The 16,934-nt window shown below is 53.8% G+C and carries 13 protein-coding genes; 6 read left to right on the top strand and 7 right to left on the bottom strand.

Annotated elements, in window-relative coordinates:
* Positions 1–121: 121 nt before the first annotated feature.
* Positions 122–490 (bottom strand): diacylglycerol kinase, encoded by a 369-nt coding sequence (locus K2184_RS09590; RefSeq protein WP_004109553.1) that lies wholly within the window; start codon positions 488–490, stop codon positions 122–124.
* A 129-nt stretch (positions 491–619) separates the two neighbouring features.
* On the opposite strand from K2184_RS09590, the gene plsB reads away from it, so the two are divergent.
* A complete protein-coding gene (gene plsB, locus K2184_RS09585; protein ID WP_070557088.1) occupies positions 620–3,049 on the top strand; it encodes a glycerol-3-phosphate 1-O-acyltransferase PlsB in 2,430 nt (809 codons plus the stop codon).
* A 92-nt stretch (positions 3,050–3,141) separates the two neighbouring features.
* Here plsB and ubiA read toward each other — a convergent pair whose 3' ends face one another.
* The 5 genes from ubiA to malK all read right to left on the bottom strand — a co-directional run bounded on the left by ubiA (position 3,142) and on the right by malK (position 8,244).
* Complete coding sequence (gene ubiA, locus K2184_RS09580; RefSeq protein WP_004109559.1) at positions 3,142–4,011, bottom strand: 4-hydroxybenzoate octaprenyltransferase; 870 nt, start codon at positions 4,009–4,011, stop codon at positions 3,142–3,144.
* Positions 4,012–4,023: 12 nt separating this feature from the next.
* Complete coding sequence (gene ubiC, locus K2184_RS09575; protein WP_004109561.1) at positions 4,024–4,521, bottom strand: chorismate lyase; 498 nt, start codon at positions 4,519–4,521, stop codon at positions 4,024–4,026.
* A gap of 188 nt (positions 4,522–4,709) precedes the next feature.
* Entirely contained in the window at positions 4,710–5,642 is a 933-nt protein-coding gene (gene malM / locus K2184_RS09570) for a maltose operon protein MalM (protein WP_016808437.1), read from the bottom strand.
* Between the two features lie 107 nt (positions 5,643–5,749).
* Positions 5,750–7,036 carry a maltoporin gene (locus K2184_RS09565; RefSeq protein ID WP_004109566.1) on the bottom strand — a complete coding sequence of 429 codons (1,287 nt, stop codon included), beginning with the start codon at positions 7,034–7,036 and terminating at the stop codon, positions 5,750–5,752.
* A gap of 98 nt (positions 7,037–7,134) precedes the next feature.
* A complete protein-coding gene (malK, locus tag K2184_RS09560) occupies positions 7,135–8,244 on the bottom strand; it encodes a maltose/maltodextrin ABC transporter ATP-binding protein MalK (protein ID WP_004097762.1) in 1,110 nt (369 codons plus the stop codon).
* A 370-nt stretch (positions 8,245–8,614) separates the two neighbouring features.
* Between malK and malE the strand changes: the two genes are divergently transcribed.
* The 4 genes from malE (at position 8,615) to xylE (ending at position 14,771) form a co-directional block, all read left to right on the top strand.
* Entirely contained in the window at positions 8,615–9,805 is a 1,191-nt protein-coding gene (gene malE, locus K2184_RS09555; protein ID WP_004109568.1) for a maltose/maltodextrin ABC transporter substrate-binding protein MalE, read from the top strand.
* A gap of 186 nt (positions 9,806–9,991) precedes the next feature.
* On the top strand, positions 9,992–11,536 hold the full coding sequence (malF, locus tag K2184_RS09550; RefSeq protein WP_004109570.1) for a maltose ABC transporter permease MalF: 1,545 nt from the start codon (positions 9,992–9,994) through the stop codon (positions 11,534–11,536).
* A gap of 156 nt (positions 11,537–11,692) precedes the next feature.
* Entirely contained in the window at positions 11,693–12,583 is an 891-nt protein-coding gene (malG, locus tag K2184_RS09545) for a maltose ABC transporter permease MalG (protein ID WP_004109572.1), read from the top strand.
* Positions 12,584–13,295: 712 nt separating this feature from the next.
* Positions 13,296–14,771, top strand: coding sequence for a D-xylose transporter XylE (gene xylE / locus K2184_RS09540; protein ID WP_004109574.1), 1,476 nt, complete (start codon positions 13,296–13,298; stop codon positions 14,769–14,771).
* 41 nt (positions 14,772–14,812) lie between these two features.
* Here xylE and psiE read toward each other — a convergent pair whose 3' ends face one another.
* Positions 14,813–15,223: a phosphate-starvation-inducible protein PsiE gene (psiE, locus tag K2184_RS09535; RefSeq protein WP_004097754.1), complete on the bottom strand. Its 411-nt coding sequence runs from the start codon at positions 15,221–15,223 to the stop codon at positions 14,813–14,815.
* A 377-nt stretch (positions 15,224–15,600) separates the two neighbouring features.
* Between psiE and K2184_RS09530 the strand changes: the two genes are divergently transcribed.
* Positions 15,601–16,878 (top strand): L-cysteine desulfidase family protein, encoded by a 1,278-nt coding sequence (locus K2184_RS09530; protein WP_004109578.1) that lies wholly within the window; start codon positions 15,601–15,603, stop codon positions 16,876–16,878.
* Positions 16,879–16,934 lie beyond the last annotated feature (56 nt).

The following is a 16,934-nucleotide window of genomic DNA, read 5'->3' as shown; positions in this document are numbered from 1 at the left end:
CCGCCCCCTGGGTGTATATACAGTTATGCTGTGAGTATATACAGCTAACGGTGATTTTGGAACCACATTTCACACAAAAATCAGGAGTTTCTTTTCGTTTTGCGAGCCGCTACGACAGGAGTTAGCGGTAATTTGCCCATAAAAGGGTTCCCCAGGTGATCAGCGCGATGACAATCGCCAGCAAAACCGCCGCAGAGCCCATGTCTTTCGCGCGCCCGGAAAGCTCATGATGCTCAGGGCCGATACGGTCCACGACCGCTTCAATCGCGCTGTTGATAATTTCAACTATCATCACTATCAGGACCGAGCCAATTAACAGCACCCGGGTAATGGCATCGACGTCTAACCAGCAGGCAATCACCACGGCAATGATGGCCGCGATGCCTTCCTGACGAAATGCGGCCTCGTTGACCCATGCCGCCCGGAATCCTTTCCAGGAATACCCTGCCGCTTTAATAATTCGGGTTAACCCAGTGGTATTATTGGCCATCAAACAAACCTTTTTATGTAAATGACGTCAATGAGTGTACGCGTTTGCCGCGTTACAACGGAAATTTTGCGCACTTTCTGTTATTCTTGCGGCGCATTTGCATGATTAACCAGAGGCTTCACATCGTCTATGTCTGGCTGGCAACGAATTTACTATAAATTACTGAATTTACCATTAAGGGCGCTGGTAAAAAGCAAGTCGATTCCGGCACAACCTGCTCAGGAGTTAGGCCTGGATACCTCGCGGCCCATTATGTACGTCCTGCCCTACAATTCGAAGGCGGACCTGCTGACGCTGCGCGCGCAATGTCTGGAGCATGAGTTACCGGACCCGCTGGAGCCGCTGGAGATCGACGGCGCCCTGCTTCCGCGCTACGTATTTATCCACGGCGGACCGCGCGTATTCACCTATTACACGCCGAAAGAAGAGTCTATCAAGCTCTTTCACGACTATCTGGATTTGCATCGTAATCATCCCGATCTTGATGTGCAAATGGTGCCAGTCTCGGTCATGTTCGGTCGCGCGCCGGGGCGTGAAAAAGGCGAGGTTAACCCGCCTCTGCGCATGCTCAACGGCATTCAGAAATTCTTCGCCGTTCTGTGGCTGGGCCGCGACAGCTTTGTGCGTTTCTCGCCTTCGGTCTCGCTGCGTAAAATGGCGGACGAACACGGCACCGATAAAACTATCGCTCAGAAGCTGGCCCGCGTGGCGCGTATGCACTTCGCCCGTCAGCGTCTGGCGGCGGTCGGTCCGCGCCTGCCTGCGCGCCAGGATCTGTTCAATAAACTGCTGGCGTCGAAAGCCATTGCCCGTGCGGTAGAAGACGAAGCGCGCAGCAAGAAAATTTCTCATGAAAAGGCGCAGCAAAACGCTATCGCCCTGATGGAAGAGATCGCCGCGAACTTCTCCTACGAGATGATTCGCCTGACAGACCGCGTGCTGGGCTTTACCTGGAACCGTCTGTATCAGGGCATTAACGTGCATAACGCCGAGCGCGTGCGCCAGCTGGCGCACGAAGGCCACGAGATCGTTTATGTCCCGTGCCACCGCAGCCATATGGATTATCTGCTGCTCTCGTACGTGATTTATCATCAGGGCCTGGTTCCGCCGCATATCGCCGCCGGTATCAACCTGAACTTCTGGCCTGCCGGGCCGATTTTCCGGCGCGGCGGCGCTTTCTTCATTCGCCGTACGTTCAAAGGCAATAAGCTCTATTCGACGGTATTCCGCGAATACCTCGGCGAGCTGTTCAGCCGCGGCTACTCCGTCGAATACTTCGTTGAGGGCGGCCGCTCTCGTACCGGACGCCTGCTGGATCCGAAAACCGGTACCCTGTCGATGACCATTCAGGCGATGCTGCGCGGCGGTAATCGTCCCATCACCCTGGTGCCGATCTACATCGGCTACGAGCACGTGATGGAGGTTGGTACCTACGCTAAAGAGCTGCGCGGAGCGACAAAAGAGAAAGAGAACCTGCCGCAGATGCTGCGCGGCTTAAGCAAGCTGCGTAATCTCGGTCAGGGCTACGTTAACTTCGGCGAACCGCTGCCGCTGATGGCCTACCTGAATCAACATGTGCCGGACTGGCGCGAGTCGATCGATCCTATCGAAGCCGTTCGCCCCTCCTGGCTGACGCCGACGGTAAATAACATCGCCTCAGACCTGATGGTACGCATTAACAATGCCGGTGCGGCCAACGCTATGAACCTGTGCTGTACGGCGCTGCTGGCATCGCGTCAGCGTTCCCTGACCCGCGAGCAGCTTACCGAACAGCTGGAGTGCTACCTCGCCCTGCTGCGCAACGTGCCGTACTCTGCGGACGCGACCACGCCTGCGGCGTCTGCCAGCGAGCTTATCGACCACGCGCTGCAGATGAACAAGTTCGAAGTCGAGAAAGACACGATCGGCGATATCATCATTCTGCCGCGCGAGCAGGCCGTCCTGATGACCTATTACCGCAACAACATCGCCCATATGCTGGTGATGCCGTCGCTGTTAGCCGCCATCGTCACTCAGCATCGTCGTATTACCCGCAGCGAAATATTGCGTCACGTCGAGATGTTCTATCCGTTCCTCAAGGCCGAGTTGTTCCTGCGCTGGGAAAAAGCGGAGCTGGCGGGCGTCGTCGATGCGCTGATTGCCGAGATGCAGCGTCAGGGGCTTATCGCCGTGAATGACGATGAGGTGAGCGTCAATCCGTCTCATGCCCGTTCCCTGCAGCTGCTGGCCGCAGGCGCGCGCGAAACGCTGCAGCGCTACGCCATCACCTTCTGGCTGCTGAGCGCTAACCCGTCAATCAACCGCAGTTCGCTGGAGAAAGAGAGCCGCACCGTGGCGCAGCGCCTGTCCGTTCTGCACGGTATCAATGCGCCGGAGTTCTTCGATAAGGCGGTATTCAGCACGCTGGTGCTGACCCTGCGCGACGAAGGCTATATCAGCGATACCGGAGATGCCGAGCCGGAAGAGACGTTGAAGATCTACCGTATGCTGGCGGATCTGATTACTTCTGATGTGCGTTTGACGATTGAAAGCGTTACCCAGGATGAGCATAACGTTTAAAGCGATATCCCGGCTTGCGCCGGGCTACCAGACCCTGCGGTTTAGTAGCCCGGCTAAAGCTTTTACAGCGCCGCCGGGGAACCCCGCCACATTTACTGCATATACCCCATCGCCAGGCCGAGAAACAGTACCAGCCCCACGTAGTTATTATTCATAAACGCCTTAAAGCAGCTATCGCGTTCGCGTTTAAATATCAGCTTTTGCTGCCAGACAAACAGCGCCGCGGCAATAAACAACGACCAGTAATATTCCCAGCCCAGCCCGCTCAGCCAGCCTACTGCCGCCATCAGACCCAGTACCGCCACCTGTAAAATACCGATGATTAAGCGATCGTTGTCGCCAAACAGAATCGCCGTCGATTTGATACCGATTTTGACGTCATCATCACGATCGACCATCGCATACTGGGTATCGTAGGCCACCGCCCACAGGATGTTGGCGAGGAACATCAGCCAGCAGCTGAGCGGCAGCGATTCGCTTACCGCCGAAAAGGCCATCGGGATCGACCAGCCAAATGCCGCGCCCAGCACCACCTGCGGCAAGTGGGTGTAGCGTTTCATAAATGGATAGACCCATGCCAGCGCCAGCGCCGCTATCGACAGCAGAATGGTCATGGTGTTCAGGGTCAGCACCAGCAGGAAAGAAAGCAGCACCAGCACGACAAACAGCGTTCGCGCCTCCTTTTCGCTGACGTCGCCGCTCGGCAGCGGACGGCGGGCCGTCCGTTTAACGTGGCCGTCAAATTTACGATCGGCATAATCATTGACCACGCAGCCTGCGGCGCGCATTAACCAGACGCCGGCAACAAACACGGCGAGGATCCACAGCGGCGGTATCCCCGGCGTGGCCACCCACAGCGCCCACAGCGTCGGCCACAGCAGCAGCAGCGCGCCGATCGGTTTGTCAGTACGCATCAGGCGGTGAAACGCCAACAGCTTGTTCTGCGTCAGACTCCACTCCATTTCATTTTCCTCTCAATACAACGGCGATGCAGGCAAAAACAGCTCCGTCAGCAGCAGCGGTTTGCCGCTCAACCGGAGGCGGGAACGACGCCCCCAAAGCTCTGCATTACGACCAATTTCAATAAAATCGCGGGTTAGCGTCGATGACGTGAAGAGATAGCGGCCCAGCGGCGTTTGTCCCAGCTGTTGCAGCGCCAGTTCGGGGCCGCTCAGCGTCGACTCCGGCACGATAGTTCGGCCAGCAAGCCAGGGTTCGCCATTAGCGCAAAGGATAATTTCCCGCAGCCAGTAGCGGGATTCGACGGGTAACAGAGGCGCTTCATCTGCCAGCGCTTCGCGTCCAACAAAACCTTCGTTAACCATGATGACGCTGACTCGCTTCCCCTGTTGCTCAAAGCGTTTGGTCATTGAGTCTTCCAGCAATAGCCAGTCGCGCAGATGCGCGTCCAGCGGGGGCATTGCGGCAAAATAACGCAGCGCACGCAGTTGCGTAAGCGCAGGATGTGGCATGCCTGAATCTCCGGTACAAAACGTAAAGGTATTGTATCGCAGAATGGGACATCGGGGGCGGGCAAACGTCAATATACGATCATCCGCGCAACAGCCCTGCAACAGAAGCTGCCGCGCGATAAAAAAAAGTGCGCCCTGACGGACGCACCTAAAGGCTGTGCCTAAACATCAGCATTGTGGGGAGACGGTCACCCCTTGCCTTTTACACTGCTGATAAAGGTGGAACGAGCAGATTTCGAGCCAAGACGTTCAGCTTCGTTCATCAATTTCAGGGCCTTGTCGATATCGCCTTTCGCAACCGCCTGCTTAATGCCGTTATTGAAGTAGGTTTCGGTATCATCAAGCATCGGTTCGGTTTTCGCCGCTGGAGCCGGGGCCGGGGCGGCGACCGGCGCGCTATAGGCAGGAGCAGCGGTATTACCGACGGTAACAGGCCCCGGACCAGACGAACCGAACAGCGGGCCAACCAGCACGCTGGAGCCGGTAGAGGTTTTTACCTTCAGGCTGATGGTACCGTCCGTGACGTGTTTCGCGATGGGATCCGGAATATCCGGCACCGCATTGCCGGTGCCTTTGGCGTATGCCTTCGCCGGATCGATTAATTTAGTGGTCTGCTGTAAATCCTGCGGCGTGGTAAAGACCAGCACATAAATTTTCTGCTGTCCCAGCGCCGGAGTCAGGCGCATTACGCCCTCCAGACGATCTGAGCTCATCACGCCCGGTTCAAGATAAGTAAAGTAGCTGCTGGGGAAGAATGCAGATGGCGTCATATTCTGATCAAGAATCAGCACGTTCGGTGCATATACCGCAGCTTGTTTTTCCACTTCGCTGGTTAACGTAATATTGAGCTCGCCAATATTCGCCGGAACGCTGTATGCGGCGACCGGACCACTGATTCCGGGGACATTGAGCGTCTGCCCGGCCACGGTGAGCTTTGTGGTTTGCGTTTTGGATTGATCGACCGGCGTCCAGGTGAGCTGCTGCAACGCGGAGGCCGGAATCGACGGCGCGGCAGAGGTGTTCTGCGGCACGAAATTAACATCAGCAAAACTGACTGCGGGTACGCAGGCCATCAGGCCGACGGACAGGCAGAGGGCAACGAGACTTTTCTTCATTTTCATTGTTATCACCTCAATTCCGATGGCCGAGCGGTAGCCAGGCAATAGCGCGCTGGGCCTAAGATAGAGGGGCTTGCGCCCCTCTTTTAGTTACGAACGGTCAGGCTCGATTACCACCAGATTTCCATCTGGGCACCGAAGGTCCACTCGTCGCTATCGCCACGGCTAAAGGTTTTAGCACTGGTGTCGTTATACGCTACGCCGCTATCGTTATAGCCCCATTTCTCATCCCATTTGGCGTACGTTGCGAATACGCGGATTGCCGGACGGGACCAGATGCTGTCACCAGCCTGCCACTGCTGGGCCAGGGTCACTTTATACTGGCTGTTACGATCGCTGGTGCGTTGAGATTTGACGTTGTCGTAGCCGATTTCCATCAGGGTGCTCATGATAGGCGTCCACTTGTACATTGGACGAACGCCGACGGTCCACCACTGGGTACCATTGTTGTTGTCGCGGTCGATATCCTGGTACATACCGACGTACATCAGATCCCAGCTATCGCCGAGAGAGATCGCACCGTGGTCCAGCACGCGCCACATAGATCCATCGTTATTAATGCTGCCACCCTGCGGAACACCTTTACCGCTGGAGGTCATAGAGTCAGTTGCATACTGCAGAACAAATTTGTTAAAGCCTTTCAGCATGCTCTGAGTATGCTCAGCGGTAAGCATCCAGCCATCTTTGGAAGCGCCCGGCTGCAGAGAATAATCATCAGGGATGTTAGTGTGGCCGTAGTCAACGCCCAGCTCCAGCGTGCCGCCCGGGTTAGTTTCCAGACCGGCTAAACGCACGTCGAATACATCGTTCGGCACGATATTGTCGTAAACGCGATTACCGAACTGGTCGCGATCGGCGAAGGTACCGGAGCCGCCTGATTCAGAAGAACGCGTTGCTGCCAGAGAGAGTTTACCGAAGCCCAGATCGATGTTTTCAATACCCGCACCAGGACCAGAAATATCCCAGTAGTAGAAGTCGATCATATGAACGTCATGACGCTGATAGAAGCGCTTACCGGCCCAGATGGTGGAACCTGGCAACCATTCGATCAGGTTTTTACCCTGCACGTTAGCTTCACGGAATGCCGGACTGGTGGATTCCCAGTCGTTCTGCTGCGACACAGAGTAGGCGACGTTAGTATCGAAGTAGAAGCTCTTATCACCTTCTTTCCAGACTTCCTGGCCCAGTTTCAGTTCCGCATAGGTTTCACATTCGTTACCAAGACGGTATTTGCTTTGAGCACCGGTTGCCTGGAAGCACTGTTGCTCACCGCCGCTGCCGGTCCAGCCGATACCAGAACGAGCATAGCCGTGGAAATCAACGGCCAGCGCCTGAGCAGACATAACGCCTGCCGCAACGGCGACCGCCAGTGGAAGTTTGCGCAGAGTAATCATCATTCTATCTCCTGAGATCATTGCTTTTCTTTGAACGCTTCGCCTGTTGTTGCGCCTGTTTATCGACGCTGCAGGGTGCACGTTTTTTTTAATGGGAAGCCTTACACGCCCGGCTCTTTATGCAGCCGACGACAAGCGGTGCCATCCTCACGGAATAAATGGCAACGCTCCGGCGGCAAACCGATGGCGAATGTGGCTCCCTCTTCTACCAGCACCACGTCGTTCTGGCGGTAAACCAGGTTCTGACGGATGGATGGGATCTGAATATGAATTTGCGTTTCGTGGCCGAGCTGTTCGACCACCTGGACTTCACCTTCGAGGGTGACGTCGGCAATATCGCTGGGCAGCAGATGCTCCGGACGGATACCTAAAGACATGTTGGCGCCAACCTGAACGCGGGCGCTGTCCACCGGCAGCCAGACCTGCTGGCGGTTCGGCAGCTCCACCTGCACCTGCTCAATGGCGGTAGCGGTGACTTTGACCGGCAGGAAGTTCATCTTCGGCGAGCCAATAAAGCCCGCGACGAAACGATCCGCCGGGTAGTGATAGAGTTCGAGAGGCTTCCCGACCTGCGCGACGCGACCGGCATCCAGCACCACAATCTTGTCGGCCAGCGTCATCGCTTCGACCTGGTCGTGGGTCACGTAAATCATCGTGCGGCCAAGGCGTTTATGCAGACGGGATATTTCAATACGCATCTGTACGCGCAGCGCGGCGTCAAGGTTTGAGAGCGGTTCATCCAGCAGGAAAACGCGCGGTTCAGCCACCAGGGTACGGCCAATCGCCACGCGCTGGCGCTGGCCGCCAGAAAGCGCTTTCGGTTTACGTTCCAGCAGATGGGCAAGCTGCAGAACTTCCGCCACCTGGGTCACGCGCTGGTTGATCAGTTCTTTTTTGGCGCCGGCCAGCTTAAGGCCGAAAGACATGTTTTCCGCGACGGAAAGGTGGGGGTAAAGCGCATAAGATTGAAACACCATCCCGATACCGCGCTCGGCGGGCGGAACATCATTCATTCGGGTATCGCCAATCAGCAGATCGCCGCTGGTCACCGTTTCCAGCCCGGCAATCATACGCAGCAGGGTGGATTTGCCGCAGCCTGATGGCCCAACAAACACGACGAACTCCCCATCCTGGATTTCGAGATTAATATCTTTCGATACCACCACGTCACCCCAGGCTTTCGTTACATTTCGCAGCTGTACGCTCGCCATGCCCTTCTCCCTTCGTTACAACCTGTCACTTAACGACACATTCAAGATGGGCTGACTATGCGGCATTCATAAGTGGGGTAAATCCTCCACCCCCCGGCTTTTTTATGGGGGAGGAGGCGGGAGGATGAGAGATGACGTCTCGCCGCCGGGGGGGACGGGCGGATGCCGATTTCGTGATGTCGCCTGCAAAATTAGCCGCCTTTTTATGTGCGCCAGGACTCATAACCGGCATTTCTGCAATGGAGATCACACAAACGGAGGATGGGGCGTAGACATGGGGAGGATGGAAAGAGGTTGTTAAAAAAGGAAACTCATCATCGTTAAGCCACTCAAGTGTATCCACGAGCACATCACCAAATAGGACGGGTATATGAAAATCAAAACTGGCGCTCGCATCCTCGCGCTGTCTGCATTGACCACGATGATGTTTTCCGCCTCTGCCCTCGCAAAAATTGAAGAAGGTAAGCTGGTTATCTGGATTAACGGCGACAAAGGCTACAACGGCCTCGCTGAAGTGGGTAAAAAGTTTGAGAAAGACACCGGCATCAAAGTCTCCGTAGAACATCCGGACAAGCTGGAAGAGAAGTTCCCGCAGGTTGCCGCGACCGGCGACGGCCCCGACATCATTTTCTGGGCTCACGACCGCTTCGGCGGCTACGCACAATCCGGTCTGCTGGCGGAAATCACCCCGGATAAAGCTTTCCAGGACAAACTCTATCCGTTCACCTGGGATGCGGTTCGCTACAACGGCAAGCTGATTGCCTACCCGGTTGCCGTTGAAGCGCTGTCGCTGATCTATAACAAAGACCTGGTAGCGAACCCGCCGAAAACCTGGGAAGAGATCCCGGCGCTGGATAAAGAACTGAAAGCGAAAGGTAAGAGCGCGCTGATGTTCAACCTGCAAGAACCGTACTTCACCTGGCCGCTGATTGCTGCCGACGGCGGTTACGCGTTCAAGTTTGAAAACGGTAAGTACGACGTGAAAGACGTGGGCGTAGATAGCGCTGGCGCGAAAGCGGGCCTGACCTTCCTGGTCGACCTGATCAAGAACAAACATATGAACGCCGACACCGACTACTCCATCGCGGAAGCGGCCTTCAACAAAGGCGAAACTGCGATGACCATCAACGGTCCGTGGGCGTGGTCTAACATCGATAAGAGCAAGGTTAACTACGGCGTTACCCTGCTGCCAACCTTTAAAGGTAATGCGTCCAAGCCGTTCGTTGGCGTACTCAGCGCCGGTATTAACGCCGCCAGCCCGAACAAAGAACTGGCGAAAGAGTTCCTCGAAAACTATCTGATGACCGACCAGGGTCTGGATGAAGTTAACAAGGACAAACCGCTGGGCGCGGTTGCGCTGAAATCCTTCCAGGAAAAACTGGAAAAAGATCCGCGTATCGCCGCCACCATGGCTAACGCCCAGAAAGGTGAAATCATGCCGAACATCCCGCAGATGTCCGCCTTCTGGTATGCCGTTCGTACCGCAGTTATCAACGCCGCTAGCGGTCGCCAGACCGTCGATGCCGCCCTGAAAGACGCGCAGGCTCGTATCACCAAGTAATACGGTTTCCCTTATTCCTTAGGGAGTAAGGTTTGTTGAATACGTTGTTACACGAAATCTTTCGCGCTACATCGAGGCGGCAAGGATGCAAATCCCCAGGCGCTTACATCCGTAAGTGATTGGGATGCGTATCCGCAGCCAACAAAGAGGTAGCGCGAAGGATAAAGTGTAAAGAGGATGATCCCCATGGATGTCGTGAAAAAGAAACACTGGTGGCAAAGTCCGCAGCTCACATGGTCTGTGATCGGCTTGCTGTGCCTGCTGGTGGGTTACCTTGTTGTTTTGATGTACGCCCAGGGGGAGTACCTGTTTGCCATCATGACGCTGATTTTAAGCTCGGTTGGCCTGTATATTTTTTCCAATCGCAAGGCCTATGCCTGGCGCTATGTTTACCCGGGTCTCGCCGGGATGGGGCTGTTCGTCCTGTTCCCGCTGATCTGCACTATCGCTATCGCTTTCACCAACTACAGCAGTACTAACCAGCTTACCTTTGAACGCGCCCAACAGGTGCTGATGGACCGTTCCTTCCAGGCGGGTAAATCCTACAACTTCGCGCTTTATCCGGCGGGAGATGAGTGGAAGCTGGCGCTGACCGATGGCGAGAGCGGCAAAAACTATCTTTCCGACGCTTTTAAATTCGGCGGCGAACAGAAGCTGGCGTTAAAAGAGGCTGATGCTCTGCCGGAAGGCGAACGCGCCACCCTGCGCGTGATTACGCAAAACCGCACCGCCCTGAACCAGCTGACCGCCGTCCTGCCGGATGAGAGCAAAGTCATCATGAGCTCCCTGCGTCAGTTCTCCGGTACCCAGCCGCTGTACGCGCTGGCCAATGACGGTACGCTGACCAACAACCAGAGCGGCGTGAAATATCGGCCAAACGCCGAGGTCGGTTTCTATCAGGCGATTAACGCCGACGGCAGCTGGGGCAGCGAAAAGCTCAGCCCGGGCTACACCGTGACCATCGGCTGGGATAACTTCACCCGCGTGTTCCAGGATGAAGGTATCCAGAAACCGTTCTTCGCGATTTTCGTCTGGACGGTGGTCTTCTCTGTTCTGACCGTGATTCTCACCGTTGCGGTCGGCATGGTGCTCGCCTGTCTCGTCCAGTGGGAAGCCCTGAAAGGCAAAGCGATTTATCGCGTACTGCTGATTCTGCCTTATGCCGTACCGTCGTTTATCTCAATTCTGATCTTCAAAGGGCTGTTCAACCAGAGCTTTGGTGAGATCAACATGATGCTCAGCGCGCTGTTCGGCATCAAGCCGGCCTGGTTTAGCGACCCGACTACCGCGCGCACCATGATTATCATCGTCAACACCTGGCTGGGCTATCCGTACATGATGATCCTGTGCATGGGCCTGCTGAAAGCGATTCCTGACGATTTATATGAAGCCTCGGCAATGGATGGCGCCACGCCGTTCCAGAACTTCTTCAAAATTACGCTGCCGCTGCTGATCAAGCCGCTGACGCCGCTGATGATCGCCAGCTTCGCCTTTAACTTTAACAACTTCGTGCTGATTCAGCTGTTGACCAACGGCGGGCCGGACCGGCTCGGCACCACCACGCCGGCGGGCTACACCGACCTTTTGGTGAGCTATACCTATCGCATCGCCTTTGAAGGCGGCGGCGGGCAGGACTTCGGCCTCGCGGCGGCTATCGCCACGCTGATCTTCCTGCTGGTAGGCGCCCTGGCGATTGTTAACCTGAAAGCCACACGTATGAAGTTCGATTAATTGGAATAACCAGGCGTCATTGGCGCGGGCAGTTTGAGCTCGGCCAGCGCGCAAGAACCGGAGCGTACACGTAGTACGTGAGGATTCTGAGCACTGCCCGAGTTCAAAATGACAAGCAAAATAGCCTGGAGCGGTATCAAGGGGAGTAAAAATATTATGGCTATGGTTCAACCCAAATCTCAGAAGCTGCGTTTATTAACAACGCACCTCCTGTTGCTGATTTTTATCGCGGCGATTATGTTCCCGCTGCTGATGGTCATCGCTATCTCGCTGCGCGAAGGGAACTTCGCCACCGGTAGCCTGATTCCCGAAAGTATCTCCTGGGAGCACTGGCGGCTGGCGTTAGGCTTCAGCGTCGAACACGCTGACGGCCGCGTCACGCCGCCCCCCTTCCCGGTTCTCCTGTGGCTGTGGAACTCCATCAAGGTGGCCGGCATTACCGCCATTGGCATCGTCGCGCTCTCTACAACCTGCGCTTACGCTTTTGCCCGTATGCGCTTCCCGGGTAAAGCCACGCTGCTTAAAGGAATGCTGATTTTCCAGATGTTCCCCGCGGTTCTGTCGCTGGTCGCGCTGTATGCCCTATTTGACCGTCTCGGCCAGTACGTACCGTTCGTTGGACTGAATACCCACGGCGGCGTGATCTTCGCCTATATGGGCGGTATCGCGCTGCACGTCTGGACAATCAAAGGCTACTTCGAAACCATCGACGGCTCGCTGGAAGAAGCGGCGGCGCTGGACGGCGCGACGCCATGGCAGGCTTTCCGCCTGGTGCTGCTCCCGCTATCGGTACCGATTCTGGCGGTGGTGTTTATTCTGTCGTTCATCGCCGCGATTACCGAAGTGCCGGTGGCCTCTCTGCTGCTGCGCGATGTGAACAGCTATACCCTTGCGGTCGGAATGCAACAGTATCTCAACCCGCAGAACTATCTGTGGGGCGACTTTGCCGCCGCGGCGGTGCTCTCCGCCATTCCGATTACCGTAGTGTTCCTGCTGGCCCAGCGCTGGTTGGTTAACGGCCTGACCGCAGGCGGAGTGAAAGGTTAATTTTCATCGTTAGATACTCTAATTAATTCGAGTTGTCGAAAGGCGACAAGCCCGATAATCCCCAGCAGCATAGATAACTATGTGACTGGGGTGAGCGGGTGCAGTCAACGCATCAGCAACTTGAAGTATGACGAGTATACCCGCCCCAAATTTCAGAGGAGGGATGACGGTTTCGCGGTAATGCACGACCCCAACCGGGCATTACCGCCGTCGCCCTCAGCTGAAAAAGTAAGGCAAATGCCACTGCTATCCTCAACTGGACCCTACATAAATTCTATTTGTGACTGTTGGTCAGCGGCCCTGGAGGCCGCTTTTTTTTTATTCGCGTTTCAGGTACCCGACGTCTCGCAATGAAACTCCCCCTTGCGCGGAAGTCCAGAAGTTCGCAGGCAAAGTGCTGAGCGTTAGCCACCCGCAGCGCCTTGATGCAGCTGCACCCACCCACCAACGTCTCTTCCGAAGAGAGATAATCCGCCACTCTTTTAAAGAAATTTATTATGTTATTTTGCATTTAGGTTACGATTATTTTCTTTTGCGCGATTCATCACTGCAATTTCATTTACCGCCGTTCTTTTAACAATTAAATAGAGTTGAGATCACATTAAGAATATAACGTAATTGCAATATTAAATTTGATAATTGCCATCCCCGGGTGATGAATACACCATCATTATTACCGATAAGAAGAAATGTGTATTTAAGGCTGGTCAGGATGAAGACCCAATATAATTCAAGCTATATCTTTTCGATTACGTTAGTCGCCACGTTAGGAGGACTATTATTTGGCTACGATACCGCAGTCATCTCCGGTACGGTAGAATCCTTAAACACTGTTTTTGTGGCTCCGCAAAACCTGAGTGAATCTGCCGCCAACTCACTGCTGGGCTTCTGCGTTGCCAGCGCCTTGATTGGCTGCATCATTGGAGGCGCGCTTGGCGGCTATTGTAGTAACCGTTTTGGCCGCCGGGATTCGCTAAAAATTGCCGCGCTTCTGTTTTTAATCTCTGGTATCGGTTCGGCCTGGCCTGAATTAGGTTTCACCCCGATAAACCCTGACAACACGGTGCCAGTTTATTTAGCCGGATATGTACCAGAATTCGTTATTTACCGCATTATTGGAGGCATTGGCGTAGGTTTAGCATCAATGCTTTCACCGATGTATATTGCGGAACTGGCGCCGGCAAGCATACGAGGGAAACTGGTTTCCTTTAACCAGTTCGCGATTATTTTTGGGCAGCTATTGGTTTACTGTGTTAACTATTTCATTGCAAAATCAGGTGATGCTAACTGGCTGAATACCAATGGTTGGCGATATATGTTTGCCTCAGAATGCATTCCCGCACTGCTGTTTTTAGGGCTACTGTATACCGTACCGGAAAGTCCGCGCTGGCTGATGGCGCAGGGCAAACAGGAACAGGCGGAGGGTATTCTGCGCAAAATTATGGGCAGCAAGCTCGCCGTCCAGGCAATGCAGGAGATCAATCTGTCACTGGAAAATGGCCGTAAAACGGGCGGTCGTCTGCTGATGTTTGGCGCAGGCGTCATTACTATCGGCGTTATGCTGTCTATATTCCAGCAGTTTGTCGGCATCAACGTCGTGCTCTACTACGCTCCGGAAGTCTTCAAAACGCTGGGAGCCAGCACTGATGTCGCCCTGCTGCAGACCATTATCGTGGGCGTTATCAACCTGACTTTCACCGTTCTGGCCATCATGACGGTTGATAAATTTGGCCGCAAGCCGCTGCAAATTATTGGCGCGCTCGGGATGGCGCTTGGCATGTTCAGCCTTGGCACCGCCTTTTATACTCAAGCATCCGGTTTGGTGGCGCTGCTGTCGATGCTGCTTTACGTCGCCGCATTTGCCATGTCCTGGGGCCCGGTTTGCTGGGTGCTGCTGGCAGAAATCTTCCCTAACGCGATTCGCGGCAAAGCTCTCGCCATTGCGGTTGCCGCGCAGTGGCTGGCGAACTACTTTGTCTCCTGGACCTTCCCGATGATGGATAAAAACTCCTGGCTGGTTGCCCATTTTCACAACGGTTTTTCCTACTGGATTTACGGTTGTATGGGAATTCTGGCGGCGATGTTTATGTGGAAATTTGTGCCGGAAACGAAAGGCAAGACGCTGGAAGAACTCGAAGAGCTGTGGGCACCCGCAGAAGAGAAAACGCTTCAGGCCTCTATCAGATAATAACCACAGCACGCCGCTACCGGAAGCGGCGTGCTGTCTGTTTACTCGCGTTTCAGTCGGTTGGAGTTACACAGCCAGAGCGTAATCACCAGAATCAGGATCGCGGCGGAGTAAATCAGCACCGCCATGGGCGACTCATGATCGATGATAATCAGGCGTACGATGGCGGTGATGCCGATATAAACAAAGTAGCGTAGCGGGAAGTGAAATCCCGATTCAAAGTACTTCACAATCAGCGCGATAAACTCGAAATAGAGGAAGTAGACCACCAGCCCTTCCACCAGCTTGTATTTACTGACAGGTTCAGGGGTAAACAGGACGTGCGCCAAATGCAACGTCTCTTTACCGAGGAATACGATCAGAATGACCCCCAGGCACAGCAGGCCAAGATTCAAAACGGTTTGCATGGCGGTTGCAATAAAACTCACCAACGGACGATAAACCGGCGGCATAGGTACTCCTCATCATCATGATTTACTGTGACCTGTATAACGCAAAAGTGTGATCCAGATCTACATTTGTTGTCCCCTTCTCCTCACTGCCCGCCTTGCTCGTATACGACGAAATACGTAAAAAGAGAAAATCTTACTTTCGTCATCGCTGTGAGGCGGTTAACTAAATCCCTTTTTATGTTCAAAAAACAGAATATAAATACTCGGTAAATCAGTTAATTAACCATAATAAGATCACAGTTTTACATTCTTTTAATAAGCGAAAATTTTTCTCTTTAATGCATAAATAACAGGGTTATTAGAGTAAGTTTTTCCTTCAGAATTATCTTAGGATACTCGCCAGTTAATAACCCACAATTAGCGGATTGATTTAAAATATGATTAATGAACGCGCATCCATTTTTATAAAATGGCTAAAACAAGAAGTGGCTCCGGCATTAGGTTGTACCGAACCCGTCGCTATTTCTTTTACTACCGCTTACGCTGCGAAACATTTAGATACGGCCTGTCAAAGTATTAACGGTTTTATTTCTGCGAATCTGTACAAAAACGCGACGGGCGTAACTATTCCAGGAACATCCGTTAGCGGTGTCGCGCTTGCCGCCGCCATTGGCGCTTTTGGCGGCGATGCCGATAAGGGTTTAAAAACGCTGGAGGGGATTACCCAGCAGCATGTCGAATTAGCGCAAAAGCTAATCGCCGATGGCCAGGTTAATATTCGCGTGGAAGATACTCCCGATTTTATCCATCTGGATCTGACCCTGACCGGTGGCGAAAAGAGCTGCCGCGTGGTAGTTAAAGGCACGCATACCAATATCGTTGAACTTTATATTAATGGCGAAGCGCAGGCTTTGGCTAATAAACAGAATACGGTAACGCAGCAGGAAGCGTTAGAAACCTTTTCGCTTGTCGAAGCCTTCAATTTTATAAGCGAAGTCGATTTTTCCGACATCGAATTTATTCTCGAAGCCGCCCGCCTCAATTCGGCGCTGGCAAATGAAGGCAAGAGCAAGAAATATGGTTTAAACATCAATGGTACCTTCTCTGATGCAGTAAAAAAGGGTCTGCTCAGCAACGACCTGCTCAGTAAAGTCATCATCAATACCGTCGCCGCATCCGACGCGCGGATGGGCGGCGCTCCCGTCGTCGCCATGTCAAACTTTGGTTCCGGTAACCAGGGTATCGCCGCTACCATGCCGGTAGTGACGGTCGCGGAGCATCTTAATGCCGATGAAGAGACGCTCGCACGGGCGCTCGCGCTCTCCCACCTGACCGCGATATCGATCCACTCCCGCTATACGCGTCTGTCCGCGCTATGCGCGGCGTCTACGGCAGCAATGGGAGCAGCTGCCGGGATGGCGTGGCTATTTACTCGCGATATGGAAACCATTAACACCGCGATTATTAATATGGTCAGTGATATTACCGGTATGATTTGTGACGGCGCTTCTAATAGCTGCGCGATGAAAGTTTCATCCGTCGTGTCCAGCGCATTTAAGGCTGTATTGATGGCCATGCAAAATAGCTGCGCAAGCTCTAATGATGGGATCGTTTGCGCTGACGTTGAGCAAACGATTAATAATCTCTGTCGTCTGGTTGTTAAGCCCATGGCCTATACCGACAAAGAAATTATCAACATCATGGTTGCTAAATAATCATTAACTAATCTTTCCACGTACCTTACATAAATAATTAATTTCTTAAATAACAG

This window comes from Klebsiella sp. K5-306 (genome assembly GCF_051835185.1).
Taxonomy (GTDB): Bacteria; Pseudomonadota; Gammaproteobacteria; order Enterobacterales; family Enterobacteriaceae; genus Klebsiella; species Klebsiella oxytoca.
This window is presented reverse-complemented; position numbering and strand designations above follow the sequence as displayed.

Excerpts from the sequence above, each read along its gene's own strand:
- K2184_RS09590 (WP_004109553.1), bottom strand. The coding sequence starts at position 490 with ATGGCCAATAATACCACTGGGTTAACCCGAATTATTAAAGCGGCAGGG.
- plsB (WP_070557088.1), top strand. The coding sequence starts at position 620 with ATGTCTGGCTGGCAACGAATTTACTATAAATTACTGAATTTACCATTA.
- ubiA (WP_004109559.1), bottom strand. The coding sequence starts at position 4,011 with ATGGAGTGGAGTCTGACGCAGAACAAGCTGTTGGCGTTTCACCGCCTG.
- ubiC (WP_004109561.1), bottom strand. The coding sequence starts at position 4,521 with ATGCCACATCCTGCGCTTACGCAACTGCGTGCGCTGCGTTATTTTGCC.
- malM (WP_016808437.1), bottom strand. The coding sequence starts at position 5,642 with ATGAAAATGAAGAAAAGTCTCGTTGCCCTCTGCCTGTCCGTCGGCCTG.
- K2184_RS09565 (WP_004109566.1), bottom strand. The coding sequence starts at position 7,036 with ATGATGATTACTCTGCGCAAACTTCCACTGGCGGTCGCCGTTGCGGCA.
- malK (WP_004097762.1), bottom strand. The coding sequence starts at position 8,244 with ATGGCGAGCGTACAGCTGCGAAATGTAACGAAAGCCTGGGGTGACGTG.
- malE (WP_004109568.1), top strand. The coding sequence starts at position 8,615 with ATGAAAATCAAAACTGGCGCTCGCATCCTCGCGCTGTCTGCATTGACC.
- malF (WP_004109570.1), top strand. The coding sequence starts at position 9,992 with ATGGATGTCGTGAAAAAGAAACACTGGTGGCAAAGTCCGCAGCTCACA.
- malG (WP_004109572.1), top strand. The coding sequence starts at position 11,693 with ATGGCTATGGTTCAACCCAAATCTCAGAAGCTGCGTTTATTAACAACG.
- xylE (WP_004109574.1), top strand. The coding sequence starts at position 13,296 with ATGAAGACCCAATATAATTCAAGCTATATCTTTTCGATTACGTTAGTC.
- psiE (WP_004097754.1), bottom strand. The coding sequence starts at position 15,223 with ATGCCGCCGGTTTATCGTCCGTTGGTGAGTTTTATTGCAACCGCCATG.
- K2184_RS09530 (WP_004109578.1), top strand. The coding sequence starts at position 15,601 with ATGATTAATGAACGCGCATCCATTTTTATAAAATGGCTAAAACAAGAA.